Origin of the sequence: Gibbsiella greigii, from assembly GCF_039540155.1 — a bacterium.
Classification (GTDB): Bacteria; Pseudomonadota; Gammaproteobacteria; order Enterobacterales; family Enterobacteriaceae; genus Gibbsiella; species Gibbsiella quercinecans.
Map to the genome: position 1 here is coordinate 1 of NZ_BAABEM010000007.1, position 26,975 is coordinate 26,975.

Annotated in this window: 20 protein-coding genes and 1 tRNA gene; 17 read left to right on the top strand and 4 right to left on the bottom strand. The window is 55.7% G+C overall.

Going from position 1 to position 26,975, the window contains the following annotated elements; genetic code table 11:
* Positions 1-11 precede the first annotated feature (11 nt).
* The 5 genes from AC559G_RS06570 (at position 12) to AC559G_RS06590 (ending at position 9,240) form a co-directional block, all read left to right on the top strand.
* The gene (locus AC559G_RS06570; RefSeq protein WP_498912182.1) at positions 12-593 is read left to right on the top strand and encodes an Ig-like domain-containing protein; all 582 of its coding nucleotides are present in this window, start codon (positions 12-14) and stop codon (positions 591-593) included.
* An 11-nt stretch (positions 594-604) separates the two neighbouring features.
* Complete coding sequence (locus tag AC559G_RS06575) at positions 605-4,069, top strand: BapA/Bap/LapF family large adhesin (protein WP_498911963.1); 3,465 nt, start codon at positions 605-607, stop codon at positions 4,067-4,069.
* Between the two features lie 240 nt (positions 4,070-4,309).
* Positions 4,310-5,791, top strand: a complete 1,482-nt coding sequence (locus AC559G_RS06580) for a TolC family protein (RefSeq protein ID WP_498911964.1) — start codon at positions 4,310-4,312, stop codon at positions 5,789-5,791.
* 30 nt (positions 5,792-5,821) lie between these two features.
* Positions 5,822-8,023 (top strand): type I secretion system permease/ATPase, encoded by a 2,202-nt coding sequence (locus AC559G_RS06585; protein ID WP_498911965.1) that lies wholly within the window; start codon positions 5,822-5,824, stop codon positions 8,021-8,023.
* Positions 8,020-9,240 (top strand): HlyD family secretion protein, encoded by a 1,221-nt coding sequence (locus AC559G_RS06590; protein ID WP_498911966.1) that lies wholly within the window; start codon positions 8,020-8,022, stop codon positions 9,238-9,240. The genes AC559G_RS06585 and AC559G_RS06590 overlap by 4 nt, the downstream gene beginning before the upstream one ends.
* Positions 9,241-9,355: 115 nt before the next feature.
* Here AC559G_RS06590 and AC559G_RS06595 read toward each other — a convergent pair whose 3' ends face one another.
* The 3 genes from AC559G_RS06595 to feoA all read right to left on the bottom strand — a co-directional run bounded on the left by AC559G_RS06595 (position 9,356) and on the right by feoA (position 12,224).
* A complete protein-coding gene (locus tag AC559G_RS06595) occupies positions 9,356-9,595 on the bottom strand; it encodes a FeoC-like transcriptional regulator (protein WP_498911967.1) in 240 nt (79 codons plus the stop codon).
* Positions 9,595-11,913 (bottom strand): ferrous iron transporter B, encoded by a 2,319-nt coding sequence (gene feoB / locus AC559G_RS06600; protein WP_498911968.1) that lies wholly within the window; start codon positions 11,911-11,913, stop codon positions 9,595-9,597. The genes AC559G_RS06595 and feoB overlap by 1 nt, the downstream gene beginning before the upstream one ends.
* Positions 11,914-11,999: 86 nt before the next feature.
* The gene (gene feoA, locus AC559G_RS06605) at positions 12,000-12,224 is read right to left on the bottom strand and encodes a ferrous iron transporter A (RefSeq protein ID WP_279025975.1); all 225 of its coding nucleotides are present in this window, start codon (positions 12,222-12,224) and stop codon (positions 12,000-12,002) included.
* Positions 12,225-12,991: 767 nt separating this feature from the next.
* Here feoA and AC559G_RS06610 point away from each other — a divergent pair.
* Positions 12,992-13,067 (top strand) — tRNA-Gly (locus tag AC559G_RS06610).
* Positions 13,068-13,376: 309 nt separating this feature from the next.
* Here the strand turns inward: AC559G_RS06610 and queG are convergent.
* On the bottom strand, positions 13,377-14,516 hold the full coding sequence (queG, locus tag AC559G_RS06615) for an epoxyqueuosine reductase (RefSeq protein WP_498911969.1): 1,140 nt from the start codon (positions 14,514-14,516) through the stop codon (positions 13,377-13,379).
* On the opposite strand from queG, the gene nnr reads away from it, so the two are divergent.
* From nnr to AC559G_RS06670, 11 genes are all read left to right on the top strand, one after another.
* On the top strand, positions 14,515-16,041 hold the full coding sequence (gene nnr, locus AC559G_RS06620; RefSeq protein WP_498911970.1) for a bifunctional ADP-dependent NAD(P)H-hydrate dehydratase/NAD(P)H-hydrate epimerase: 1,527 nt from the start codon (positions 14,515-14,517) through the stop codon (positions 16,039-16,041). The genes queG and nnr overlap by 2 nt on opposite strands.
* Complete coding sequence (gene tsaE, locus AC559G_RS06625) at positions 16,038-16,508, top strand: tRNA (adenosine(37)-N6)-threonylcarbamoyltransferase complex ATPase subunit type 1 TsaE (RefSeq protein WP_095846153.1); 471 nt, start codon at positions 16,038-16,040, stop codon at positions 16,506-16,508. Before nnr ends, tsaE begins: the two co-directional genes overlap by 4 nt.
* Positions 16,509-16,515: 7 nt before the next feature.
* Complete coding sequence (gene amiB, locus AC559G_RS06630) at positions 16,516-18,321, top strand: N-acetylmuramoyl-L-alanine amidase AmiB (protein ID WP_498911971.1); 1,806 nt, start codon at positions 16,516-16,518, stop codon at positions 18,319-18,321.
* A gap of 20 nt (positions 18,322-18,341) precedes the next feature.
* Positions 18,342-20,207, top strand: coding sequence for a DNA mismatch repair endonuclease MutL (gene mutL, locus AC559G_RS06635; RefSeq protein WP_498911972.1), 1,866 nt, complete (start codon positions 18,342-18,344; stop codon positions 20,205-20,207).
* Positions 20,200-21,141 carry a tRNA (adenosine(37)-N6)-dimethylallyltransferase MiaA gene (gene miaA / locus AC559G_RS06640; protein ID WP_279027174.1) on the top strand — a complete coding sequence of 314 codons (942 nt, stop codon included), beginning with the start codon at positions 20,200-20,202 and terminating at the stop codon, positions 21,139-21,141. The genes mutL and miaA overlap by 8 nt, the downstream gene beginning before the upstream one ends.
* A gap of 115 nt (positions 21,142-21,256) precedes the next feature.
* Positions 21,257-21,565 (top strand): RNA chaperone Hfq, encoded by a 309-nt coding sequence (hfq, locus tag AC559G_RS06645; RefSeq protein ID WP_279027173.1) that lies wholly within the window; start codon positions 21,257-21,259, stop codon positions 21,563-21,565.
* Positions 21,566-21,666: 101 nt separating this feature from the next.
* Positions 21,667-22,947 carry a GTPase HflX gene (gene hflX, locus AC559G_RS06650; RefSeq protein ID WP_498911973.1) on the top strand — a complete coding sequence of 427 codons (1,281 nt, stop codon included), beginning with the start codon at positions 21,667-21,669 and terminating at the stop codon, positions 22,945-22,947.
* Positions 22,948-23,004: 57 nt separating this feature from the next.
* Positions 23,005-24,273, top strand: coding sequence for a protease modulator HflK (gene hflK / locus AC559G_RS06655; protein WP_498911974.1), 1,269 nt, complete (start codon positions 23,005-23,007; stop codon positions 24,271-24,273).
* Positions 24,274-24,276: 3 nt separating this feature from the next.
* A complete protein-coding gene (gene hflC / locus AC559G_RS06660) occupies positions 24,277-25,281 on the top strand; it encodes a protease modulator HflC (protein WP_498911975.1) in 1,005 nt (334 codons plus the stop codon).
* 60 nt (positions 25,282-25,341) lie between these two features.
* Positions 25,342-25,542 carry a DUF2065 domain-containing protein gene (locus tag AC559G_RS06665; protein WP_095846146.1) on the top strand — a complete coding sequence of 67 codons (201 nt, stop codon included), beginning with the start codon at positions 25,342-25,344 and terminating at the stop codon, positions 25,540-25,542.
* A 98-nt stretch (positions 25,543-25,640) separates the two neighbouring features.
* Complete coding sequence (locus AC559G_RS06670) at positions 25,641-26,939, top strand: adenylosuccinate synthetase (RefSeq protein ID WP_498911976.1); 1,299 nt, start codon at positions 25,641-25,643, stop codon at positions 26,937-26,939.
* The last annotated feature ends 36 nt before the right edge of the window (positions 26,940-26,975 follow it).

The following is a 26,975-nucleotide window of genomic DNA, read 5'->3' on the forward strand; positions in this document are numbered from 1 at the left end:
ATACCGGGGCAGTGATCACCGACGATAGCGGCAACGTCATCAGCGACGGCGACACCATCACCGACAATACCCCGACCCTGAGCGGCAGCGGCCAGACGCCGGGCTCGACCGTGGTGATCAGCGACGGCGATACCGTGCTGGGCGAAGTGACGGTGGATGAAGACGGCAACTGGAGCTTCACGCCGGAAGAGGCGCTGACGGACGGCGAGCACGATCTGACGGTGACCATCACCGATCCGGACGGCAACACCAGCAGCGACACCATCCATGTGATCGTCGACAGCACGGCCAGCGACGATACCGCCACGGACGACGAAGCCGGCGATACGTCTGAAGACGCGGGCACGGATAACAGCGGCAGCACCAGCGGCGCCAATACCGGAGCAGTGATCACCGACGATAGCGGCAACGTCATCAGCGACGGCGACACCATTAGCGACAATACCCCGACCCTGAGCGGCAGCGGCCAGACGCCGGGCTCGACCGTGGTGATCAGCGACGGGGATACCGTGCTGGGCGAAGTGACGGTGGACGAGGACGGCAACTGGAGCTTCACGCCGGAAGAGGCNCCAGCAGCGATACCATCAATGTAGTGGTTGACACCGTGGCGCCAGAAGGGGTAGACCCGGAAACCGTGTCGATCCTGGATGATAGTGGCGCAGCTATTGCTGCAGGCAGCACAACGGCGGACAACACGCCGACGTTCAGCGGCGAGGGGCTGGAAGCGGGCACCACGGTGGTGATTCGCGACAACGGCACCATTATCGCAGAAGTGACGGTGGGCGAAGACGGCACTTGGAGCTATACGCCGGATGAGGCGTTGGCTAACGGCGAGCACAGCTTTACCTTCGAGGTGGTCGATGCCGCTGGGAACAGCAGCGGCGAATCCGCGGCAATCGTCCTTGTGGTCGACAGCGGCAGCACGGGGCTGGTGATCACCGATGATAACGGAAACGTCATCAGTGACGGTGACATCATTACCGACAACATGTTGACCCTGAGCGGCAGTGGTCAAACACCGGGCGCGACCGTGGTGATCAGCGACGGGGATACCGTGCTGGGCGAAGTGACGGTGGACGAAGACGGCAACTGGAGCTTCACGCTGGAAGAGGCGCTGGCCGATGGCGAGCACGATCTGTCGGTAACCATCACTAATCCAGACGGTACTATCAGCCGCGATAGCATTTCACTAACCATAGATACGTTGGCGCCGGACGTTATTGATATCGCTTCCGTCACGATGACAGATAGCGATGGCAACGTCCTCGAAAGCCTGACCAACGTCAACCAGCTAACCATTAACGGCAGCAGCGCCGAAGCTGGCGCAACGGTTACGGTTTATGACAATGGTGAATTGATTGGCGAAGCCACTGTGGATGAGGACGGCAACTGGTCGCTGGCTCTGAATGAGGCACTGACAGACGGCGAACATGCGCTGACTTTCGTTATAACCGACGTGGCGGGTAACAGCAGTGAATCTTCTGCCGTGCTGGCACTGACGGTCGACACCATCGCACCTGAGGGTGTTAATACCTCGGATGTGGTTATCACGGACGAAGCAGGTCAAGTGGTAAGCAGTAGCGATACGCTGACCGACAGCAAGCTGACCTTCAGTGGTTCTGGTCTGGAGGTGGGTACAACGGTCACTATCATGGATGGCGATACAGTAGTCGGCCAGGCTACGGTGGCTGAAGATGGCACATGGACTTACACCGCAGAGGAGGGATTATCCGACGGCGAGCATAACCTTACCTTTACGGTAACCGATGCCGCGGGCAACAGCAGCACCTCAGCGGCGCTGAATATTACCGTTGCGGCCATTACCCTGACAGCGGCGGATAACGTGAACTCTAGCGCGACGGTTGACTTCACCTATCCGTCAACAGTGACGGAGTCGGAAGATATCATGGACGGCGGTAGTTTGCTTGTCATCGGCTCCGCCACGCTTGATAGTTCGGAGATCCTCGTTGCTGAAGGTACCGTGGTCGATCTGACCGTCACCGTGACAAGCAGTTCATTCTTGAGCATGTTTAGCGGCGCAACGCTGACCCTGTACAAGTACAACGCCTTTAGCGGTGAGTGGGAGGAGGTCTCTTCTGATTCTTCAGGTAGCCTGATTGGGCTATTCGGTCTGGGTGGCGATAGCGCGTCCGTTACGCTCACTGGGCTGGATGCTGGCACCTATAAAATTGTTTACACCAGTACCGGCCTTAGCCTGGGGTCAGGATTCACCCTTTCCGCATACCAGACGGTTTATACACTGGCAAGCGAAGGGACGCCGGGTGACGTCACCTCGGCTACCGGTAACGTGATTACTGACAGCGATTCCCTGAGTGGTACGGATAGCATTGCCCATGCCGACACCACTACGGTAACCGCAATAAGCTTTACCAGTAGTGGCGGCACTGTCACGACGGTGGTAGTTACCGCAAGCGGCACGACGGTTAGCGGGGATTACGGTACCCTGACTATCTACGCTAACGGCGACTATGAGTACACGCCGAATGCAGACATGGATGCAATTGGTAAGACGGAGACGTTCAGTTACACCTTGACGGATTCCGCCACCGGAGCGACGTCTACAGCGAATCTAAACATCCAGATCAACAGTGGCAATGATGCTCTGACGGTTACCTGGGATGAAAGCGATTCCACCGCTAATGGCATCATCGATGCGATAAGCTCTGATTCGGCGGTAGCTAACATCACGCTGGTCAATACGGTATTGTCGACCACAGAGGTTATTTCCGATGGGTCGCTGACCAGTAGTTCGACCATTACGACCAATTCAGTCTTGGTTTCTGAAGCGGGCAGTATTGTCTCCGGTGTTGTGTCGCTGACCACGGGGGGATGGCTTTTCAACGAGACGTACAGCTCGAACTTTACGGTCAGCGCTACGTTACAGATGTATACCTCAAGTGGTTGGGTGGATGTCAGCACCAGCACGTATACCATGCTTGCTGGTAGCTATAATCAGGACACTTTTGGCTTTACGGTATCGACAGATGGTGCGGGCACCTATCGTCTGGTGGTCAGTTCGACAGGGAGTTATACGCTAACCGTGAATGCCGAGGTTGTTGTCTCTGATGCTGCGGCCTATACCATCACGGACAGTACGAACGTGACGGGGAATATACTGGACAACGATACGATCAGTTCAGTGTACTCCACGCTGTACATTGCTTCTGGTAATACAACTACCGATACGGATACCGGCGATTATACTGCGGTGACGGCAGCGGGCATTTCCGTCGTCGGGAAATATGGGACGCTGTGGATTTACAGTACGGGTGACTATATCTATGTTCCTTCATCGGAAACGTTACCGACTGATGGTGATACGGATGTCTTTACCTATGCAATACAAAGCTCCAATGGTGATGTGCAAACGGCAACGCTGACCATCTATCTCGGTGTAAGCGTCGAAGATGCCGGCGGTAATACAGTTGAAAGCAGTACGCTTTCCGATACGGTTGAGGATGCAACTGATGCAACTGATGCGACCGATACCGATGATACGAGCGTGAGCACATACTCCTTGTCCATTGAGGACAGCGCCACTACCGACAGTGAAGACAGCTCAACCGCTGACACCACTACTTCTGAAGACAGTTCAACCAGCACTACGGGAGTCGAAGTGGACGGCAGCGCTGGCGGTGAAATCACCTTCACCGGTACGGCGGGCGATGATGTGTTTAATGTCTATGACACCAACTTCGTTTCCATTACGGGCGCAGATGGTAGTGATACCTTGGCATGGCACAGCAGCATAACGCTTGATCTGAGTGCTATCTCGTCCAAAGTGAGCGATATCGAGGTGATCGATTTGCTCGATGACGGTGAGAACGACAACGTCGTTATCAGCGCGCAGAGCCTGATGGATGTGACCGATGATAACAATACCTTGTATATCAAAGGTGCAGACGGCGATACGGTTACGCTGAATGGTACCTGGGAAGCTGCTGGTTCATCATCGGTTGATGGGGTGACGTATAACCATTACACCAGTTCCACGTCTGATGGCACTGTGGTTCAACTTTATGTTGAGGATGATGTCACTATTGGTTAACCACTGTTAATAGGCAGTAAGAAAAACAGGCTGGCATTTAATGCCAGCCTGTTGTTGTCATTTGTATATGTGGTTTATACCCTTCATACTTCAAGTTGCAGGTGTGTTGGCTTTCCTCGCTCACCCCAGTCACTTACTCAAGTAAGCTCCTGGGGACTCGCTGCGTTGCCGCCTTCCTGCAACTCGAATTATTTTGGATATATACATCCATTGGATAATTCAGGTTGTTTCAGAAACGTTATGATAAAAATATTAGTTACTGCGCTATGCTTTATTAGCATACCGTGTTCATTCGCCGGAGAAGGCCGTTTTCTCTCTTCTTCCCACGATGTGAATAACGAGGAGCCTGGTGGTTTTTGGGGGGCGTTTTCCAATATACCCACCCCAGACAGTATGCCGGCCGGTGGTAATGAATTGGCAGAGAAACTAAAAATCTCTCCTGCAGAAATTGAATTGCGGCCGTCAGAAAAAAAACAGCAAGGCCAACAGCCTAATCATATTATTAATTGGCAGGATGCTATTCACGTTGCTGTTAATCGCCATCCTTCTATTATTAGCAGCATCGCTTCCTTGGAATCGACTGGCTTTGGGGTTGAGGTGGCGAATGCCGGCTATCTTCCCGCTATTTCCGCGGGGGTGACTTCTGGGCGCCAGGAGGATGACGGTTCCGGCCAGATAGCGACCATTGGCCTATCGCAGATGCTGTATGACTTTGGCAAAACCGGCAGTATGGTGGATCTGGCCAGCGCAAAGTTTTTGCGCCAACAGGCCAGCGTGTTAGAACAGATTGATACTATTATTCAACAGACGGCCTTGGCGATGAATGAAGTATTGCGCTATACGCAATTAGTGGAAAACGCTGAGGATCAGGTTAACGCCTTACGCAATATTTTGAAATTAACGCAAATGCGCGTCCAGGCGGGAGCCAGTTCCCGTATCGATCCTGTGCAAGCACAGGCGCGGGTCGAAGCGGCACAGGCTCAGCAGCAAGAAATGGAGATCAAACTGCAACAGGAAAAATTACGGTTGCAATCGTTGCTTGGGCGGACGGTGGACGAAAAGCAGCTTTCTGTGCCGCAGGCGCTGTTGCCGTTAATTCAGAGCCAGGGGGAACGGATCGATCTGAATAAAAATCCCACTGTGCTGGTGGCGCAAGCAGATGCGGCGATTGCCAAGGCGGAATTACGTAATTATAAGTCACAGCAGTATCCCACTATTTCTCTTGAAGCCAGCTCAAATAAATATGTCGGTAATATCGCTGACTACCAGTCTCGCAGCCAATATAATAATCTCTATTTATCGCTAAAAAGCTCAATTTATCAGGGGGGGGCTTTGGTAGCACAGCAGAGCGCCAGCGCCAAAGCGTTGGAAGCCGCACAGGCAACTATCGACAGTAAGAAAATAGAAGTCACCGACCAGCAACGTAGTTATTACCATAATATTATTGGTTTGCAGCGTAATATCGAAATATTGCAACAACGCATGGAAACTATTACCGAAACTCGTGAGTTATATCGTGAGCAATATTTGTCATTGGGAAATAGAAATGCGTTGGATTTGCTTAATGCTGAGCAGGAAATTAGCAAGTCTCGGTTGGATCTTATTAACTCTGAGCGTGACCTATGGGCATCTGAATTAAATTACATTGTATTGGTCGGTATGGCCAGGGATGCTTTTCAACTCAACAATAAGACTATTCATGGTTTACGTATTGCTCCGTAGAATAATGGAAGTTTGCTGAAGGTTAATATAATGGAAAAAGAAAATAATAACGAGCGGGCTTCCGCCTCATCGGGCCAAAAAATGCATTATGCTCCCTGGCTTGATGCGTTATTGCTGGTAGCGAAGCATTATCGCCTGGATGGTTCGCCCGAACGCGTGCGGGGTGAAGCCGAATGGCATTTACGGCATCAGTCACAAGAGACGCTAATTGAAAATATGGCACGCCAACTCGGGTTGCTGGCGATTTTCGAGCGTTTTCATCCCGGTATGTTGGATCCCTGGCGCTTGCCGTTGATCGCCGATTTTGGTGAGCGAGGCGTGGGGGTCATCACCACCTGTGGTGAAGAAGGCATGGTCACCGTCGTTCTCAACGGTGAAAAGCAACTGCAAACGGTGCTGACTTTTGATGAAGTGGGCCAAAACGTCAAACGTGTACTGCTAGCCAAACCGGAAACCTCAATACCAGACGCCCGGGTGGATGACTATATCAAACCCTATCGCGCGGACTGGCTGTGGCAAACCATCCTGAAGGAGTGGCCGGGCTACGTTAACGTCATGTTTGCTTCGCTTATTGCCAACGTGCTGTCGCTGTCGGCCATGCTGTTCACCATGCAGGTTTACGATCGGATTATCCCTTCGCAATCCGAGCCGTCGCTGTGGGTACTGTTCGGCGGTGTAATGATCGCATTGACCTTTGTTTTTATCATGCGCATTACCCGCACCCATATTTCAGACACCATCGGCAAACGCGCCGATCTGCGCATTTCCGATCGGGTTTTCGGCCACGCGCTGCGTATTCGTAATGATTTGCGGCCAAAATCGACCGGCTCGTTCATTGCACAAATTCGTGAACTGGAGCAGGTGCGTGAACTGATCACCTCTACCACCGTTTCGGCCATCGCCGATCTGCCTTTTTTATTGATTTTCCTGTTTATTCTCTGGATGTTAGGGGGCTGGCTGGTGTTGGTGCCGCTGGCGGCCATTCCGCTGATTGTGATCCCCGGCCTGTTGGCCCAGCGAGCATTAGCACGGCTATCGAGGGATACCATGCGCGAGTCTGCTGTTCGTAACGCCATGCTGGTGGAGTCGGTTCAGGGCATGGATGACATCAAACTGCTGCGTGCCGAACCCTACTTCCAAAATCAATGGAACCACCTGAACGAGGTCATCAGTAAGTCATCCAAGAAACAACGGTTTATCAGCGGATTACTCATGAGCTGGACCAGTGAAGTGCAAACCCTCACCTATGTTTGTGTGGTGCTGGTCGGCGCCTTTCTGGCAATGGCGGGGGATATCTCAACCGGGGTACTGATTGCCTGTTCAATGCTCTCCTCGCGCATGATGGCGCCGCTTGGCCAACTGGCGATGATCCTGTCGCGTTGGCAGCAGGCGAAAGTGGCGCGTGAAGGGCTGGAAAGTCTGTTGCAGTGCGAGGTCGATCAGCCTGAACGCAGCGTACAGATTCACCGGCCGAAAATTTTTGGCGACTACAGTCTTTCGGCAATCAGTTACCGTTATGATCCAGAGGCGTCGAAACCGGTGATCGCCGTGCCGCAATTGACGATTAAGCAGGGTGAGAAGATTGCGTTGCTGGGCCGTAATGGCTCGGGTAAATCAACCCTGTTGCAAATGCTGGCTGGTCTGCTGCAGCCCAACGACGGGGTGATTCTCTTGGACGGTATCCGCTTGTCCGCCCTCGATCCCCTGGATGTCCGGCGCGACGTGGGCCTGGTGGGGCAACAGTCTTCGCTATTTTTCGGCACCCTGCGTGAAAACCTGTTGATGGGCATGCCGTTGGCGACAGAAGAAGAGTTGGCGCAGGCGCTGGAGATCAGCAGCGCGATCGACTTTATCCGTAAGCTGCCGGAAGGGCTGGATTATGTGCTGCAAGAAGGGGGGAAAGGTTTGTCCGGCGGGCAAAAACAGCAATTGCTATTGGCGCGAGCGCTATTACGCCAGCCCAGTGTGCTGCTCTTGGATGAGCCGACGGCCTGGCTGGATGACGCTGTTGAAAAGCACCTGATCGAAAAACTGAGCGCCTGGATGGGCAACCGTACGCTGATTATCGCCACTCACCGCCCGGCGGTGATGCAATTGGTGGATAGGATCATTCTGCTTGATAACGGGAGGATTGTGCGTGACGGTACGAAAGCGGAAATGTTGGTGCCGCCGCCGGTGAAACCGTCAGACAGTTCGAAAACCAATCCCGCTGCGCAGGGGGCATCATCATGAGCCGTTTTACTCTCAACCGATTTTCATCATTATTGCCACGTATCAAAGCCGCCTTGCCGCGGATTAAAACTTTCCTAAATGGCGTGTCGTCATCGGGCGCGTTAATTATCTGGTCGGTGCTGCTGCTGCTGCTGATATTATTCTTATGGGCTTCAAACTTCGAATTGGATGAAGTCACTGTTGGTATCGGCAAAGTCGTGCCCAGCTCACATGAACAGGTTGTGCAATCGCTGGAGGGGGGGATCCTGAAAGAGTTGATGGTGCATGAAGGGGATGTGGTTGAAGCGGGGCAGGTACTGGCGTTGCTGGATCCCACACAGATCGAATCCGGCGTACAGGAAAGCACCTCACGCCTGCGAGCCGCACTGGCGACGGTGGCTCGCCTACAGGCGGAAACGGAGAACCGTGAACTGCAGTTTCCGCCTGAAGTTTCCGAGGATGAGCATCTGGTGCTGGCGGAAACCGCGCTTTATCACTCGCGTAAAGAAAACCTGGCAAAAAGCCTTACCGGGCTGCGTGAAGCGCTTGATCTGGTTAACCGTGAGCTACGGTTAACCTCTTCTCTGGTGGCGAAAGGGGCGGCAAGCGACGTGGAAGTGTTGCGCTTGAAGCGCCAGGCGAATGAATTAGAGACGAAAATCCACGATACGCAGAACCAATATATGGTGCGCGCTCGCGAGGAATTGGCGAAGGCGAATGCTGAAGTGGCGGCCCAGCGTTCAATTATCTTCGGCCGCGCCGATTCCCTGAAGCGAACCACTATTATCGCGCCAGTGCGTGGGATTGTGAAAAATGTCGAAATCAATACGGTCGGCGGTGTGATTCCGCCGCGCGGTAACCTGATGGAAATTGTTCCGTTGGATGAGCAATTGATGATTGAAGTAGAGATTGCTCCGCGCGATGTCGCATTTATCACGCCCGGCCAGCGTGCGGTGGTTAAACTCACCGCCTACGATTACCACATTTACGGTGGGCTGGAAGGCAAGGTCGCTTTTATTTCCCCGGATACCATTCAGGATGAAGTGCACAGAGACAAATATTTTTATCGTGTCTATGTACGTACCGAAATGGATTATTTAGTGAATGCCGCAGGGAAAAAATTCCCGGTTTACCCTGGGATGATTGCAGTGGCGGAGATTCACACCGGCAGTAAGACCATCATTGATTATCTTCTGAAACCGCTGAACCGCGCAAAAGAGGCGTTACGCGAAAGATAATGCGTTCAGGCAAGGGGGAAATGTGCGTTTCCCCCGGCGCCGAGATGTTGGCTTCACTCTTTGGGATGTGTGGCGCCGCCGGAGCATCGGGGCTTATCATATTGCCCCTGATGAATCAGGTGAGAGGCCGATAAATCACCGTCTTGCAGGCTTGGCCTTCCGGGCAGCCCCGGCAACTGCCAGCCAGGCAGCTATCGGGGGATTGCGTAATGCGTTCTGCTTTGCCCAGCAAGGTGAGTTGATCCAGCATTGCTTGCACCAGCGGCAACGGCGCCGCCAGCTTTTCACTCAACTGGCGGGCTTCTACGCTGCCATACAGCGCCAGCGCATCGCGCACTTGCAGCAACCCTGCCATCAGTGGCATGCCCGCTGGCGGTTATCGCAACAGCTGGCAGCCGCCGCCGGTGCCGCCAGGTGCACCGTCACCCGGTTACGCGCCCGGCGCAGGCCGAACCATATCAGCAGGTTCACGATAACCACCGCGGCTATGGCCGTCAGGCTGTAGGTGGGGTGCTGGTGGAAGGTCGCCGTCTGGTAGAACAGGGTCGCCAGCGAATAGGCGATGTTCAGCCCCCACAAAATGGAGAACATCATCCAGCCGCGGTTTGCCTCGCGGGCGATCGCCCCCATTACCGACACGCAGGGAACGTACAGCAGCACAAAAATCAGATAGCTATAGGCGGCTAGCGGGCTGCCGAATTTGCTGCTCATGGTGCCCATTGAGCTGGCTTCCATTTCACCGTCACCTTTGCTGGCTTCTATCGGGTTGGCCAGCACGCTCAGGCTAAAGGTGTTCTTTAGCCCCTGCCAGGTTTCATCTACTGCGCCGCCCAAGGCTTCCAGCAGGTTAAAGCTGGCGGGATCGAACGGCTCATTCGTCAGATGCTCGGCGGTGTACAGGGTATTCAGGGTTCCGACCACCACTTCTTTCGCCATCGCGCCGGTAATCAGACCAACGGTTGCCTGCCAGTTGTCGCGCTGCACGCCCATCGGTTGCAGCAGCGGGGTCAACACCCGCGAGACGGAGGCCAGCGCCGAATCATTAATGTTATCCGCAGGTTTGCCGCTAAAGGTGAAGCTGTTCAGCCCGCCGATAAATACGCAGGCGATAACGATCACCTTGCCCGCGCGCAGCACAAAGCCTTTCAGGCGTTGCCAGGTTTGCAACAGCAGGCTTTTTATCAACGGCACGTGATACACCGGCAATTCCATCACGAACGGGGTTGCTTCCCCGCGCATAACGGTATGTTTCAGCACCAGGCCGGTGAGAATAGCGGCCATAATCCCTAGCAGGTAAAGCGAGAACACCACGCCGGCGCCGTGTTGGCCGAAAAAGGCGGCGGCGAATACGGCGAAAATAGCTAACCTGGCGCCGCAGGACATAAACGGCGCCATCATGATAGTGAGCATGCGTTCACGCGGTGCATCCAGGGTACGGGTGCCCATGATCGCCGGCACGTTGCAGCCGAAACCGACGATCAATGGCACAAAGGATTTGCCGGGCAGGCCGAGCGCCTGCATCAGCCGATCCATGACGAACGCGGCGCGCGCCATGTAGCCGGAATCCTCCAGAAACGACAGAAACAGATACATCATGCCAATCTGTGGCACCAGGGGCAGAACGGTATTGATGCCGCCGCCGATGCCCTGGGCAAGGAACAGGGTCAGCCAATCGGGGAAATGCAGGGTGAAACCCAGCCACTGGGTGCCCTGGATAAACAGGGCGGCCGAGCCAGTATCAAATATCGGCTGTAGCGCGCCGCCGATGTTGATGGCCAACAAGAACATCAGGTACATCACCAGCAGGAAGATGGGGATCCCCAGCCAGCGGTTGAGGATCACCTTATCCAGGGCTTCGGTCAGGCGATTGGGCGTTGCTTCGCGTGGGTTGCTGACCTCTTCACAGATGGCGGCAATCGACCGGTAACGGGCATCGGCGATCATCAAACCCGGATCTTCATGCTGTTGCAGTTGCAGCCCCTTGCGGATGGCGGGCAACTGCTCCGTGGCCTGGCCGGCCAGCGCGTGGCTGTAGATATCGCCTTCCAGCATTTGCAGCGCCAGCCAACGGCGGCGGCCGGGGGACAATGCCGGCGGCATGGCCTGGCTCAGCTCATCGATGGCGTTCAGCAGCGGTGCCGGGTAGCGTACTAACGCTTTAAGCTGGTTGATGCGGTGGGTGTCAATCATCTGTTTGAGCACCCCGATACCGTCGGCGCGGGTAGAAACCATGGGCACTACCGGGCAGCCCAGGCGTTCAGACAGCGCCGCAACGTCAATTTCAATGTGCTGGCTATGGGCGATATCCAGCATATTGAGCGCGATAATGCAGGGGATGCCGAGCTCCAGCAACTGCAGCGTCAGGTAGAGGTTGCGCTCCAGATTAGCGGCGTCAACCACGTTAATCAGCAGATCGGCATTGCCGCTAAGGATGTAGTGGCAGGCGATCTGTTCATCAAGCGAGGTTTGTTCGGAAATGGTTGTCAGGGAATAGGTGCCGGGGAGATCGACAAGCGTCACGTCGGCCATTGGGGTGGTGAAATGGCCTTCTTTGCGTTCTACCGTGACGCCAGCCCAGTTGCCGACACGTTGGCGAGCACCGGTGAGCTGATTAAACAGGGTGGTTTTGCCTGAGTTGGGGTTGCCGATAAGGCCGATTGTCAGTGCTTTCATCAGATAAATTCTTTCATTATTCAGTCAGTCGTTCAGCCATGAGATCGGCTGTATACGAGCACAAAGCGTTATGGCGGCGTAAGGCGTTAAGAACGTTCGTCCAGTTGCAACAGCGCCAAATCTTTTTTGCGTAATACCAGGTTGACCGAGCGTGCTTTTATTTCTACCGGATCTCCCAGTGGGGCAATGCGCACAATCTCAATGGATGAACCCGGCAATATACCGAGGGATAATAATTTTTGCCGATAGGCCGGGCTTATCTCGCTGGTGAACCCAATAACTTTATAGGGTTTGTTAATTGCAATAATCATGTTCTTCCTTAACTGATTAATACGTCATATGGCATATTTTATTCAAGCCTGGCGGAAATAAATGATGCGTGTGAAAGGAAATAGCCCAGGCAGCCACAGAGAACATTTTTTATTCTCGTTAGGTTAAATGGTATTGAGCATCATTATCAACGGCAACAGAAAAAACGCTGTATTAGTAACTGTATGTAAGTATTGTCATATCCGGTAGTGCGGCTCATTTGTTGTGAACCCATTGTTATATGCAGGAAAATATATAGTGTGATTTGTTACTGTGTAAAAAATTATTCATAAGCTTGCGGAGCGAACTAGAATATTTATTGAAGGATATTGTCAAGCTTTGCTGCTATAGGATTATTCATTAGCAATAAAATAAATGATTCTGGTTTAGTTCTTGTTGATATTATTATGGGGCTATACGTATTTCGCTCTTTTTTTGATTGTGCGCCTATTGTTCCTAAATATGCCTGAGCAGTTACGACCCTATCCCCTTCGGGCTCTCTGCGGTAATTGGCCAAGCGGAAAGTATAGGGTGGGCAGTGCCCTGGTGCGGGTGCCTGGTTGAACTTTGAGCGCTTGGCGTGATTTATCGCATAAAGATCTTGCCATCAGGCAGCGGCCAGTACATAATTGCGCTCGCTCCAGACGATGGGGCTAGGGAAGTTGTTTGTTATCAGTGTGTTATATGTGGCAGCAACAATCCTTACTACGCTTTCAACGTAGTGCTGTTATAGCATTAACGGTTTTTCGGGTTTTACACCCAATGCGACGCGGGAATAGCTCAGTTGGTAGAGCGCAACCTTGCCAAGGTTGAGGTCGCGAGTTCGAGCCTCGTTTCCCGCTCCAATTTCTCTCCAAAGAAAATCCATTTGGCCCATAGCGCCAAGATGGCCTTTTCGCCTTTTTATTCGTCCCTCAAAAATGTTGTGAACAGAGTTATCCACAGCTTGTGCGAATGCCATGGCCTGCCTGAAAACATGCACCAAATAAAGAAAAATATGTAATTCATTGATAATTATGTATATTTTTTTATTGGAAAACGTTATGCCGATCCCTTGCTCTTTTTGTTGCAGTTGAAAGACAAGGCATTTTTATTTTTATGCACAAGTCCACAGGCTGAGTAAGTGGGGGGAATATCGGGGGATAAAACCCGCTTCAGGCATCTCTCGGCAATCCCTTTTCAACGGCACGGATAAGGCGTTTTTTCTGCGTGGTCAATACGGCAATTCCCTGTTCGGCGCGCCGTGCCAACTGTTGTTCCAACGCCCAGGTGATATGCTCATCCAACATGGCGCTTTCCCCTTGCCGTGCGCGCAGTGCCAGAACGGCTCTGTCCAAATAGGGCGCATTGCCGAGCGCTACCGCAATGTTGCGCAGCCAACGCTGGTGGCCGATGCGCCGGATGGCAGAGCCTTCCGTGATGCGCAGGAACTTCTCTTCGCTCCAACCGAACAGCTCAACCAATTCGGGGGCATGCAGCGCGGCGCGCGGGCTGAAGTCATCCTCATCCGTGAGCTGGGAAAAGCGGTTCCACGGGCAAATCAACTGGCAGTCATCACAGCCATAGATCCGGTTGCCCAGCAACGGGCGGAACTCAACCGGGATAACGCCTTCTAACTCAATGGTCAGGTAAGAGATGCAGCGCCGGGCATCGACGGTGTAGGGGGCAACGATGGCGCCGGTTGGGCAGGTGGTGATGCAAGCGACGCAGCGCCCGCACTGTTCTTGCTGCGGCTGATCGACAGGCAACGGCAGATCGATCAACAGCTCGCCGAGAAAGAACCAGGAGCCAGCTTCACGGTTTAATATAAGTGAGTGCTTGCCAACCCAGCCAATGCCGGATTTGGCGGCTAAAGCCCGCTCCATGATCGGTGCGGAATCCACAAAGGGGCGGAAATTCAGTTCGCCGCAGTAGGCTTTGATCTGCTCGCCCAGCTTCTTCAACCGCTGCCGCAATAGCTTGTGATAGTCGCGGCCAAGCGCGTAGCGGCTGACATACCCCAGCTCGGGGTTGCGCAGGGTGCTGGCGAAAGCCGCCTTGGCCGGCAGGTAGTTCATCCGCACGCTGATCACCCGCAGCGTGCCGGGCAGCAGCTCATGTGGGCGGGCGCGCAGCATTCCATGGCGCGCCATCCATTCCATCTCGCCGTGATACTGTTTGTCCAGCCACGCCTGCAATTTGGGTTCTTCGGCGCTGAGATCGGTATCGCAGATTCCAACCTGCTGGAATCCTAGCGATTGCCCCCATTGCTTGATATGTTGGGCGAGTTGATTGAGATCGAGGGGATTGGTCATGACGAATCACAATGAGAAACCATACGATAACAGTCTACCACACTCTGTCTGGCCAGCAGACTGGTTGCGGCGCGCGGAACCCAAGGCGGCTGCCTGGCTGGGCATTACCCTTTATGATCTGATGCAGCGTGCCGGCCAGGCCGCCTATGCTCTGGCGCGCGATGCCTATCCGGCCTCCCAGCATTGGCTTATCCTGTGCGGCCACGGCAACAACGGCGGCGACGGCTATGTAGTGGCGCGCCTTGCCGCCGCGGCCGGCATCAAGGTGACGCTGATCGCCTGCGACGGCAGCCGCCCTTTACCGTCGGAAGCCACCTCGGCGCGCCAGGCCTGGCAGGCCGGCGGCGGCGAGATCCACCCTGCCGGCAGCCCGTGGCCTGCCGATATCGATCTGATTATTGATGGCTTGCTGGGCACCGGCCTGGCGGCCGCGCCGCGCGCACCTTATGACGCCCTTATTGAGGCCGCCAACCGGGCTTCGGCGCCGGTGGTGGCGCTGGATATTCCCTCTGGTCTGCTGGCGGAAAGCGGTTCGGCGCCGGGGGCGGTGATCCGCGCGGCCCATACCATCACCTTTATTGCCCTCAAGCCAGGGTTGCTGACCGGGCAGGCCCGCGATTGGGTTGGGCAACTTCATTATGGCTCGCTGGGGTTAACGGCCTGGCTGGCGCAACAACCGGCGGCAATCCAGCGCATCACCGCTCGGGATTTAACCCGCTGGCTTCATCCACGCCGCCCCTGTTCCCACAAGGGTGAACATGGCCGCCTGTTGCTTGTCGGCGGCGATCTGGGCTTTGGCGGGGCGATACGTATGGCGGCAGAAGCCGCGTTGCGTAGCGGTGCTGGATTGGTGCGAGTGCTTACTCACATTGAGCATGTGGCGCCGCTGTTGACGGCGCGCCCGGAGCTGATGGTGCAGCGGTTAACGGATGATTCGCTGCAGCAGGCGGTAGAATGGGCTGATGTTGTGGCGATTGGGCCCGGTCTGGGCCAGGGCGCATGGGGTAAGAATGCACTGAAAATCGTGCAATCCAGCGATAAACCTGCGTTGTGGGATGCGGATGCACTGAACTTACTGGCATTAAATCCTGAGAAGCGGCAGAATCGCGTGATAACACCGCACCCTGGCGAAGCGGCAAGGCTTTTGGGCTGCAGCATCGCCGATATTGAGAGTAATCGCTTACTTTCGGTGCAACGCCTGGTGGAACACTATGGCGGCGTGGCGCTGCTGAAAGGCGCCGGCACGCTGATCGCCGATGAGTACGGCGCCATGTCCATCGCTGACGTCGGCAACGCCGGCATGGCGTCTGGCGGCATGGGCGATGTGTTGTCCGGTATTATCAGCGGTTTGCTGGCGCAGAAGATTCCGCTGTATGATGCCGCTCGCGCAGGTTGTGTTGTGCACGGCGCTGCCGCCGATTGCGTGGCTGGCAGACAAGGAACGAGGGGGCTATTGGCAACCGATTTGCTGCTGCAGATCCCTCACTACGTTAATCCCGAGTTGATAACAGATATTATCGAATGAAAGAACTCGTTCTACCTTTGCCGGATGAGGCAGCGACTGTCGCACTTGGGGCCGCTTTGGCCAACGCATGCGATCGCGCCAGCGTAATTTATCTTTATGGTGATTTGGGCGCCGGTAAAACCACGTTCAGCCGTGGTTTCCTGCAGGCGTTAGGGCACCAGGGCAATGTGAAAAGCCCGACTTACACTTTGGTGGAGCCTTACGCGCTCACCCCTTTTGCGGTATATCACTTCGATTTGTACCGCCTGGCCGATCCAGAGGAGCTGGAGTTTATGGGGATCCGTGATTATTTCGCACAGGATGCGATTTGTCTGGTGGAATGGCCGCAGCAGGGCGCAGGCGTATTACCGGCGCCCGATCTTGCGTTGCACCTGCACTATGTCGACGCCGGTCGCCAGGCGCAGCTTGAGGCGCTTTCTGCCTATGGGCACCAACTGTTAGACCGAATTCACAATAAACAGGGATGATGCCGCAATGATGTATGGGTTAAGAAGATTATTCGCCATTGCCCTGCTTGTTGTGTTGGGGCCGTTGAGCGTTGTGGCTGCGCAGGCGGCGTCCTCGTTATCCGATATTCATGTCACTAACGCCAAGCGTGAGGCGACGGTCTCGGTCAGCTTTAACGGGCCGCCCGCCTATGCTTTTTTCCCGTTGCATGGCCCGGAAAGGGTAGTGTTGGACGTGAATCAGAGCAGCAAGGTCAGCGGCCTGCCGCTGAATTTTAGCGGCCAAAACCTGGTGAAAAGCATTCGCTCTAGCCAGCCGAAAGATGCACAAAGCGTCAGGCTGGTGTTTGATCTGACCGCGCGTGCCAAGACCCGTGCGGTCACGCGCCAGAATGGCGACGTTCATACCGTAGTGTTTACCATTGTGGCCGAAGGCAACGCGCCCGCAACCCGGGTGGTTCGCCAGGCGCCGGCGCCAGCTCCGGCTCCGGTGTTTACGCAGGCACCAACGCCGGCGCCTGCCCCGGTAGTGAATGAGCCGGTCAAGCCGGCGCAGAAAGCGCCTAGCGGCAGTAACCCCTTTAAGAATAAACCGGTGGTTGCCGGCGTTGCCACATCCAGTACGCCGCGCAGCAGCCGGGTTTCAGCCGGTTCCGGTAACCGCGTGGTGGTGGCGATCGATGCCGGCCACGGTGGGCAAGATCCCGGCGCCATCGGGCCCAACGGCCTGCAGGAAAAAAGCGTGACCATTGCCGTAGCCCGCCGCCTGCAAGCGCTGCTGGATGACGATCCGCGTTTTAAACCGGTTTTGACGCGCAACGGCGACTATTTTATTTCGGTTATGGGGCGTTCAGACGTTGCGCGTAAGCAGGGGGCCAACGTGCTGGTTTCCATCCATGCGGACTCGGCGCCCAACAAAAACGCCACCGGCGCCTCCGTATGGGTGCTGAACAATCGGCGCGCCAACAGCGAAATGGCCAACTGGCTGGAGCAACATGAAAAACAATCGGAACTGCTCGGCGGCGCGGGCGATCTGCTGGCGAACAGCCAGGCAGATCCGTACCTGAGCCAGGCGGTGCTGGATTTGCAGTTCGGCCACTCGCAGCGCGTTGGTTATGACGTGGCGGTTAAGGTGTTGCGCGAAATGCAGACCATTGGCCTGCTGCATAAGAGCCGCCCGCAGCCCGCCAGCTTGGGGGTATTGCGCTCGCCGGATATTCCTTCCCTGCTGGTGGAAACCGGCTTTATCAGCAATCCTTCGGAGGAGCGGCTGCTTGGCAGCAGCGCGTATCAGGAAAAAATAGCCCAGGCGATTTATCGCGGCCTGCGCAATTACTTCCTGACGCACCCGCTGCAAGCCGACCCAAAGGAGGAAAACCGCCCGCTGGAGGCTTCAGCGGCGGTTAGCAACCCAATCACCACGGTCAGCCAGCCCGAACCTGTTGCGGCCACGGCGGCCAGCGAACCACGCGAGGGTTACAGCGGCAAGACCCAGGTTCACGTGGTGCAGCGGGCTGAAACGCTGTCCGGCATCGCTGGGCGTTACGGCATCAGTATGGCGGCCCTGCGCGATCTGAACAAACTGAAAAAAGATGGCGTGTGGGTGGGCCAACGGCTGAAAGTGCCGGCCGGGCATGCCGAAGCAAGCGTGGCGAAAGCCGCGCCGGCAAAAGCTCGGGCGCAAAAAGTGACCAGGCATAAAGTTGTGAGCGGTGATACGCTATCGTCTATTGCCGCGCGTTATGGTGTCAGCGTTAGCGAACTGAAAAGTGCCAACCGGTTGAAATCCGATGTGGCGCCGCTCGATCGCACGTTGACCATCCCACAAGCCTAATGCTAACCGAAGGAGCCCGTATGCCGATCCAGGTGTTGCCACCGCAGCTTGCCAACCAGATTGCCGCCGGTGAAGTGGTTGAACGGCCGGCGTCGGTGGTCAAGGAACTGGTGGAAAACAGCCTGGATGCCGGCGCCACGCGTATCGATATTGATATTGAGCGCGGCGGCGCCAAGCTGATTCGCATCCGCGATAACGGCTGCGGCATCGGCAAGGCCGATCTGACGCTGGCGCTGGCGCGCCACGCAACCAGCAAGATCAGTTCGCTGGACGATCTGGAGGCGATCGTCAGCCTGGGGTTCCGCGGTGAGGCGCTGGCCAGTATCAGTTCTGTTGCCCGGCTAACGTTGACGTCGCGCACTGAAGAGCAGCAAGAGGCCTGGCAGGCCTATGCGGAAGGGCGCGATCAGGCCGTGACGGTGAAACCGGCGGCGCACCCGCAGGGCAGCACGGTTGAAGTACTGGATCTGTTCTACAACACCCCGGCGCGGCGCAAGTTTATGCGCACGGAGAAAACCGAGTTTGGCCACATTGATGAAGTGGTGCGGCGCATTGCGCTGGCGCGCTTCGATGTGGCAATCAACCTGAGCCACAACGGCAAATTGATGCGCCAATACCGTGCTGCCAAGGATGAAAGCCAGCATGAACGCCGATTGGGCAGCATTTGCGGCGCCGCGTTTTTACAGCATGCGCTGCGGATTTCCTGGCAGCACGGCGAGCTATCGATCCGCGGTTGGGTGGCCGATCCCAGCGGTGCCCGCCAGTTGGGCGAGCTGCAGTACAGCTACGTTAACGGCCGCATGATGCGCGATCGGCTGATCAACCACGCCATCCGCCAGGCTTATCAGGATCAACTGCAGGAAACACAGCAGCCCGCCTATGTGCTATATCTGGAGGTGGATCCGCATCAGGTGGACGTGAATGTGCATCCGGCCAAGCACGAAGTGCGTTTCCATCAGGCGCGCCTGGTGCATGATTTTATCTATCAGGCGGTCACTACCGTTTTGCAGCAGGCGGGTGATACGGCACAACTGCCGTTGGCGCAGCAAGACGGCGCCGCCCCTGTGCCGGCCTGGCAGCCGGAAAACCGCATCGCCGCCGGGAGCAATCATTTCTCGCAGCCGGCGCCGTACCGCGAGCCTTCGCCCGCAGCGAAACCGCCCGTCGCGCGTGAGCGTGCGCCACAGCCGGCTTATCCCAGCGGCGGCGGCTATCAAAAACGCGAAGGGGAGCTGTACGGCAAGCTGCTGCAGGCCGCTGCCGAACCGGCGCCACAGGCAAAGCAGCCATTGTTCCCACCCGTGGCGCCAGCCGCCGCGCTGGCCGGCAGCCCGCTCAGTTTCGGCCGCGTGCTGATGATTCACCCGCCGTGCTACGCCGTGTTGGAACAGCGCCAACGGCTGGCGTTGCTCAGCCTGCCGGTTGCCGAGCGCTGGCTGCGGCAGGCGCAGCTAAACCCGCCGGCCGAAGGGCTGAAGCCGCAGCCGCTGTTGATTCCACTCAAGCTGGCGCTGCATAAAGAGGAAGCGGCAGCCTGCGCGCGCCATCAGCAACTGCTGGTGACCATGGGGCTGGATCTGCAATTTGAACATGGGCGTGTGACGCTGCGCGCGGTACCTTTACCGTTACGCCAACAAAATTTACAAAAACTGATACCGGAACTGTTAGGCTATCTGGCCAAATCTGAAGAGATATCGCCCGCCGCGCTTTCTGGCTGGCTTGCCCGTCACCTGGGCAGCGAGCATGAGCAGTGGAATACGTCCCAAGCGATACAATTATTGGCCGACGTTGAACGACTTTGCCCGCAGTTGGTCAAATCACCACCGAGCGGCCTTTTACAACCTGTTGATTTACAGGCTGCGTTGGCAGCCCTTGAGCATGACTGAAACTGACATAACACACCGTCCCCCGGCGATTTTTATCATGGGGCCGACAGCGTCGGGCAAAACGGCCCTGGCGATGGCGTTGCGTGAGCATCTGCCTGTTGAACTGATCAGCGTGGATTCCGCGTTGATTTACCGCGGTATGGATATCGGCACCGCTAAACCGAGCAAAGAAGAGCTGGCGCGAGCGCCGCACCGCCTGATTGATATTCGCGATCCGGCAGAGGCATACTCCGCCGCTGATTTTCGCGCCGATGCCTTGCAAGAGATGGCCGCGATCACCGCATCTGGGCGTATCCCGCTGCTGGTCGGCGGCACCATGCTGTACTTCAAAGCATTATTGGACGGTTTATCGCCGCTGCCGCCGGCCGATCCGCAAGTGCGCGAGCGGATTGAGCAGCAGGCGCAGGCGCTTGGGTGGGATGCTTTGCATCGTCAGTTGCAGGCCATTGATCCGGTTGCAGCACTGCGAATTCATCCGAATGATCCGCAGAGACTGTCAAGAGCACTGGAAGTTTTTTTTATTTCAGGTAAAACTCTAACGGAAATGACTAAAATTTCGGGTGAATCGTTGCCGTATCATGTTCACCAGTTTGCGATAGCACCGGCCAGCCGGGCGCTGCTTCATGAGCGCATCGCGCTGCGGTTCCATCAAATGTTGGCGGCAGGGTTTGAAACGGAAGCGCGTGCGCTTTTCGCACGGGGAGATTTGCATACGGATTTGCCTTCCATTCGCTGTGTCGGTTACCGCCAGATATGGGCATATTTGTCTGGCGAGATTGGTTACGATGAGATGGTTTATCGTGGTATTTGCGCAACACGTCAGTTGGCCAAGCGCCAAATGACCTGGTTACGGGGTTGGGAGTCTGTCCACTGGTTGGATAGCGAAGCGCCGCAGGCGGCTCTGGACTCGGTCATACAGGTTGTTAGTGCATAGGTTGGGTGAATGTGTACAATTGATGAGTATTCAGCGCGCAAATTTTTTTAGGTCGTTTATTTTAGAGCCGACAGGTTCTTAGTTACAAACAACAAGCAAATAAGGAAAAGATAGAATGGCTAAGGGGCAATCTTTGCAAGATCCGTTCCTGAACGCATTGCGTCGTGAACGTGTTCCGGTTTCTATTTATTTGGTGAATGGCATTAAGCTGCAAGGCCAGATTGAGTCTTTTGACCAGTTTGTCATCCTGTTGAAAAACACGGTAAGCCAGATGGTTTATAAGCACGCTATCTCTACCGTTGTTCCGTCTCGTCCGGTTTCGCACCACAGCAACAACCCAAGTGGCGGCACCAGTAATTATCACCATGGCAACAACCCGTCTGCGCAGCAACAGCCGCAGCAGGAAAGCGATGACGCTGAGTAAAGCGCGTCGCGGTTTGTTGACGATGTCGGGGAGCATAAGCAGCAGGGTTCTGTTTATGTACCCCGCAACAACGGTTTATATCCGTTTGAGAGGTTGCACGCTTGTTTGACCGTTATGAAGCCGGTGAGCAGGCCGTACTGGTTCATATCTATTTCTCGCAAGACAGAGATACAGAAGATCTCAGTGAGTTCGAATCGCTGGTTTCCTCTGCGGGTGTTGAAGCTTTGCAAGTGGTTACAGGCAGCCGCAAAGCGCCACACCCTAAATACTTTGTAGGTGAAGGAAAGGCCGAAGAAATTGCGGATGCGGTAAAGGCCAGTGGCGCATCTGTTGTCCTGTTTGATCACTCCCTTTCTCCGGCGCAGGAGAGGAACCTCGAACGCCTGTGCGAATGCCGGGTTATTGATCGCACCGGATTGATTTTAGACATCTTTGCCCAGCGGGCCCGTACCCATGAAGGTAAGCTGCAGGTCGAGCTGGCGCAGCTGCGCCATATCGCTACGCGCCTGGTTCGCGGCTGGACGCACCTCGAACGCCAAAAGGGCGGGATAGGGTTGCGTGGGCCTGGTGAAACCCAGTTGGAAACGGACCGCCGTTTGCTGCGCGATCGTATCAGCTTGATCCTCAAGCGCCTAGAGCGCGTCGAGAAACAGCGGGAACAAGGCCGCCGTTCGCGTACCCGGGCTGATGTGCCGACCGTATCGCTGGTGGGCTACACCAACGCCGGTAAATCCACCCTGTTTAACCGAATTACGTCCGCCGAGGTTTATGCGGCGGATCAGCTATTTGCCACGCTGGATCCTACCCTGCGCCGTATTTCCGTCGCAGACGTCGGTGATACCGTCCTGGCGGATACCGTAGGCTTTATCCGGCATTTGCCACACGATCTGGTCGCCGCCTTCAAGGCGACGCTGCAGGAAACGCGGCAGGCATCTTTGCTGTTACATGTGATCGACGCCGCAGATCCTCGCGTTGACGAGAATATTGACGCGGTAAATACCGTGTTGGCAGAGATCGAAGCGGATGAAATCCCTACACTGTTAGTGATGAACAAAATAGATATGCTGGATGACTTTGTGCCGCGTATCGACCGCAACGATGAAAATGTCCCGGTCCGAGTGTGGCTGTCCGCCGCCAGTGGAGAAGGAATTCCGTTGCTGTTTCAGGCGTTGACGGAGCGCTTATCGGGGGAGATTGCGCATTACAAGCTGCGTTTACCTCCAGAGGCAGGCCGTCTTCGTAGCCGTTTCTATCAGCTTCAGGCCATTGAAGACGAATGGAACGAAGAGGATGGCTGCATTGGCATGATGGTGCGTATGCCCATTGTCGAGTGGCGCCGCCTCTGTAAGCAGGAACAGGCTCTGATTAACTTTATCGTATGATCATATCCTGTTACATTTAGCCTGAAGTACCCAATCATAGAATAATGGAGCTAAAACATGGCGTGGAATCAGCCCGGTAATAACGGACAGGACCGCGACCCGTGGGGGAGCAGCAATAATAACGGCGGCAACTCTGGCGGTAACAATAAAGGCGGGCGCGATCAGGGCCCACCGGATCTGGATGACATTTTCCGCAAGCTCAGCAAAAAACTGAGCAGCCTGGGGGGCGGGAAAGGCGCTGGCAGCAATAACAGCGGCGGCACGGGGTCTAGCGGTTCGAATTTCAGCGGCCGTATCTTCGGTATTGCCGCGGTTGTGGTCGTGGTGATTTGGGCCGCCAGCGGTTTCTACACCATCAAGGAAGCTGAACGTGGGGTTGTTACTCGCTTCGGTAAATTCAGCCACCTGGTGCAGCCAGGCCTGAACTGGAAGCCGACGTTCATTGATGAAGTTCGCCCGGTCAACGTTGAATCTGTGCGCGAACTGGCGGCATCCGGGGTGATGCTCACCTCCGATGAGAACGTGGTGCGTGTGGAAATGAACGTGCAATATCGCGTGACCAACCCGGAAGCGTACTTGTTCAGCGTCGTCAATGCCGACGACAGCCTGAGCCAGGCCACCGACAGCGCCCTGCGTGGCGTGATCGGTAAATACTCCATGGATCGTATTTTGACGGAAGGCCGTACCGTGGTGCGTAACGATACCCAACGCATGCTGGAAGAGACGGTTCGTCCTTACAACATGGGCATCACGCTGCTGGACGTCAACTTCCAGGCTGCGCGGCCGCCGGAAGAGGTTAAAGCGTCCTTCGACGATGCGATCGCCGCGCGTGAAAACGAGCAGCAATACATCCGTGAGGCGGAAGCCTATGCCAACGAAGTCCAGCCGCGCGCCAACGGCCAGGCCCAGCGTCTGCTGGAAGATTCCAAGGCGTATAAGGATCGTACCATCCTGGAAGCCCAGGGTGAGGTAGCGCGCTTTGCCAAGCTGCTGCCGGAGTATAAGTCTGCGCCTGAAATTACCCGTGAGCGCTTGTACATCGAAACCATGGAAAAAGTCCTGAGCCAGACCCGCAAGGTGTTGGTCAATGACAAAGGCAACAATCTGATGGTATTACCGCTGGATCAAATGCTGCGCGGCCAGGCCGGTGCGCCGGCAGACGGCGCAAACAAAGACACCAGCATGATTCGTCTCAACCCGGCGGCGCCGTCCAGCAGCAACACCAACGCGGGCAGCCAACGTAGCAGCACCAGCAGCGGCTCGATCATGGATCAGCGCCGCGCGAATGCGCAACGTGACGACACCATTCGCGTAGGGAGAGAATAATCAATGCGTAAGTCTTTTATCGTAATCCTGATCGTGGTGCTGGTGGCGCTGTATGCCTCACTGTTTGTGGTGCAGGAAGGCCAACGCGGTATCGTGCTGCGCTTTGGCAAGGTGCTGCGCGATGGCGAAAACAAACCGCTGGTGTATGAGCCGGGTCTGCACTTCAAGATCCCATTCATTGAATCCGTGAAAAACCTGGATGCGCGCATTCAGACCATGGATAACCAGGCCGATCGCTTCGTCACCAGCGAGAAGAAAGATCTGATCGTCGACTCTTACCTGAAATGGCGTATCAGCGATTTCAGCCGTTACTACCTGGCCACCGGCGGCGGTGACGTTTCGCAGGCTGAAGTGCTGCTCAAACGTAAGTTCAGTGACCGTCTGCGTTCTGAAATCGGCCGCCTGGACGTGCGCGATATCGTGACTGATTCCCGCGGCAAGCTGATGTCCGACGTGCGCGAAGCGCTGAATACTGGCACCGTGGGTGAAGGTGAAGAAGTGGCGACCACCGAAGCCGATGACGCTATCGCCTCCGCTGCGGCGCGCGTTGAGCGGGAAACCACCGGCAAACAGCCGCAGGTGAACCCGAACAGCATGGCGGCACTGGGTATTGAAGTGATCGATGTGCGTATCAAGCAGATCAACCTGCCGGTAGAAGTGTCTGATGCTATCTATCAACGTATGCGTGCAGAGCGTGAAGCCGTTGCTCGCCGCCTGCGTTCACAGGGCCAGGAAGAAGCCGAGAAGCTGCGCGCCAGCGCAGACTATGAAGTTTCCCGCACGCTGGCAGAAGCGGAACGCCAGGCGCGTATCACCCGTGGTGATGGCGATGCGGAAGCAGCCAGGCTGTTCGCCAATGCGTTCAGCCAGGATCCGGACTTCTACGCCTTTATCCGTAGCCTGCGTGCTTATGAAGCCAGCTTCAAAGGCAATCAGGACGTTATGGTGCTGAGCCCGGACAGCGATTTCTTCCGTTATATGAAATCGCCTGAATCCACACGGCGCTAACCGGCAACCAGGCAATCAAGGGCCCGTTTGATGCGGGCCTTTTCTTTTTTTGGGGGATGCATGAATCCAACGATTTGGCTGGCGCTGGGCTTAGTGCTGATACTGGAAGGGCTGGGGCCGATGTTGTTCCCACGCGCCTGGCGCAAAATGATTTCGGCGCTGACCCAGTTGCCGGACGCCACCTTGCGGCGTTTTGGCGGTGGAATAGTGGTTGCGGGCTGCGTGATCTACTATATGTTGAGCGTGCGCCTCGGGGGGTGAAGTCTAGCCCAAAAAATACGCAATCGTATGCTAAAAGTGCTGAAACTCAAAAATTACGATGTTAGAATCCTTTTTTAAGCAACCGGTGATTTCGAAAAATGGGTAAGAACGTCGTCGTACTGGGCACCCAATGGGGTGACGAAGGTAAGGGTAAGGTCGTAGACCTGCTGACCGAACGGGCTAAATACGTTGTGCGCTACCAAGGTGGCCATAACGCTGGCCACACTCTGGTTATTAACGGTGAAAAAACCGTTCTTCATTTAATTCCATCAGGTATTCTGCGTGAAAACGTGACCAGCATCATCGGCAACGGTGTTGTTCTGGCGCCAGATGCACTGATGAAAGAAATGAAAGAGCTTGAAGCACGCGGCATCCCGGTACGTGAACGTTTGTTGCTGTCTGAAGCTTGCCCGTTAATCCTGCCTTATCACGTTGCGCTGGATAACGCGCGTGAAAAAGCGCGTGGCGAGAAAGCGATTGGCACCACCGGTCGTGGTATCGGCCCGGCTTATGAAGACAAAGTTGCCCGCCGCGGTTTGCGCGTTGGCGATCTGTTCGATAAAGCCACTTTCGCCACCAAGCTGAAAGACATCATCGACTACCACAACTTCCAACTGGTTAACTACTACAAAGTGGATGCGGTTGATTACCAGAAAACGCTGGATGAAGTGCTGGCTATCGCCGACATTCTGACGGCGATGGTGGTTGACGTTTCCGAACTGCTGGATAGCGCGCGCAAACGTGGCGATCTGATCATGTTCGAAGGCGCCCAGGGCACCCTGCTGGATATTGATCACGGCACCTATCCGTATGTGACCTCTTCCAACACCACCGCAGGCGGCGTTGCGACCGGTTCCGGCCTTGGCCCACGCTACGTGGACTATGTGCTGGGTATCGTGAAGGCCTACTCCACCCGCGTTGGCGCCGGCCCGTTCCCGACCGAGCTGTTTGATGAAACCGGCGAATACCTGTGCAAACAGGGTAACGAATATGGCGCCACTACCGGCCGCCGCCGCCGCACTGGCTGGTTGGACGCGGTTGCGGTGCGCCGCGCAGTGCAGATCAACTCACTGTCTGGCTTCTGCCTGACCAAGCTGGACGTGCTGGACGGCCTGAAAGAAGTGAAAATTTGCGTTGGCTACCGTATGCCGGATGGCCGCGAAATGGAGACCACGCCATTGGCGGCGGAAGGCTGGGAAGGTATCGAGCCGATTTACGAAAGCCTGCCAGGCTGGAGTGAAAGCACTTTTGGCGTGAAAGAGCACAGCAAGCTGCCGCAGGCGGCGCTGAACTATATTAAGCGCATTGAAGAAGTGACCGGCGTTCCGGTAGACATCATCTCTACCGGCCCGGATCGCAGCGAAACCATGATCCTGCGCGATCCGTTCGACGCGTAATCTGGCCGTTTACGGTTGGTGATCAGACAAACCGGG

Bases quoted from the DNA above. Each gene is read 5' to 3' on its own strand.
- AC559G_RS06580 (WP_498911964.1), top strand. From the start codon at position 4,310: ATGATAAAAATATTAGTTACTGCGCTATGCTTTATTAGCATACCGTGT.
- AC559G_RS06585 (WP_498911965.1), top strand. From the start codon at position 5,822: ATGGAAAAAGAAAATAATAACGAGCGGGCTTCCGCCTCATCGGGCCAA.
- AC559G_RS06590 (WP_498911966.1), top strand. From the start codon at position 8,020: ATGAGCCGTTTTACTCTCAACCGATTTTCATCATTATTGCCACGTATC.
- AC559G_RS06595 (WP_498911967.1), bottom strand. From the start codon at position 9,595: ATGGCAGGGTTGCTGCAAGTGCGCGATGCGCTGGCGCTGTATGGCAGC.
- feoB (WP_498911968.1), bottom strand. From the start codon at position 11,913: ATGAAAGCACTGACAATCGGCCTTATCGGCAACCCCAACTCAGGCAAA.
- feoA (WP_279025975.1), bottom strand. From the start codon at position 12,224: ATGATTATTGCAATTAACAAACCCTATAAAGTTATTGGGTTCACCAGC.
- nnr (WP_498911970.1), top strand. From the start codon at position 14,515: ATGACGAATCACAATGAGAAACCATACGATAACAGTCTACCACACTCT.
- queG (WP_498911969.1), bottom strand. From the start codon at position 14,516: ATGACCAATCCCCTCGATCTCAATCAACTCGCCCAACATATCAAGCAA.
- tsaE (WP_095846153.1), top strand. From the start codon at position 16,038: ATGAAAGAACTCGTTCTACCTTTGCCGGATGAGGCAGCGACTGTCGCA.
- amiB (WP_498911971.1), top strand. From the start codon at position 16,516: ATGATGTATGGGTTAAGAAGATTATTCGCCATTGCCCTGCTTGTTGTG.
- mutL (WP_498911972.1), top strand. From the start codon at position 18,342: ATGCCGATCCAGGTGTTGCCACCGCAGCTTGCCAACCAGATTGCCGCC.
- miaA (WP_279027174.1), top strand. From the start codon at position 20,200: ATGACTGAAACTGACATAACACACCGTCCCCCGGCGATTTTTATCATG.
- hfq (WP_279027173.1), top strand. From the start codon at position 21,257: ATGGCTAAGGGGCAATCTTTGCAAGATCCGTTCCTGAACGCATTGCGT.
- hflK (WP_498911974.1), top strand. From the start codon at position 23,005: ATGGCGTGGAATCAGCCCGGTAATAACGGACAGGACCGCGACCCGTGG.
- hflC (WP_498911975.1), top strand. From the start codon at position 24,277: ATGCGTAAGTCTTTTATCGTAATCCTGATCGTGGTGCTGGTGGCGCTG.
- AC559G_RS06665 (WP_095846146.1), top strand. From the start codon at position 25,342: ATGAATCCAACGATTTGGCTGGCGCTGGGCTTAGTGCTGATACTGGAA.
- AC559G_RS06670 (WP_498911976.1), top strand. From the start codon at position 25,641: ATGGGTAAGAACGTCGTCGTACTGGGCACCCAATGGGGTGACGAAGGT.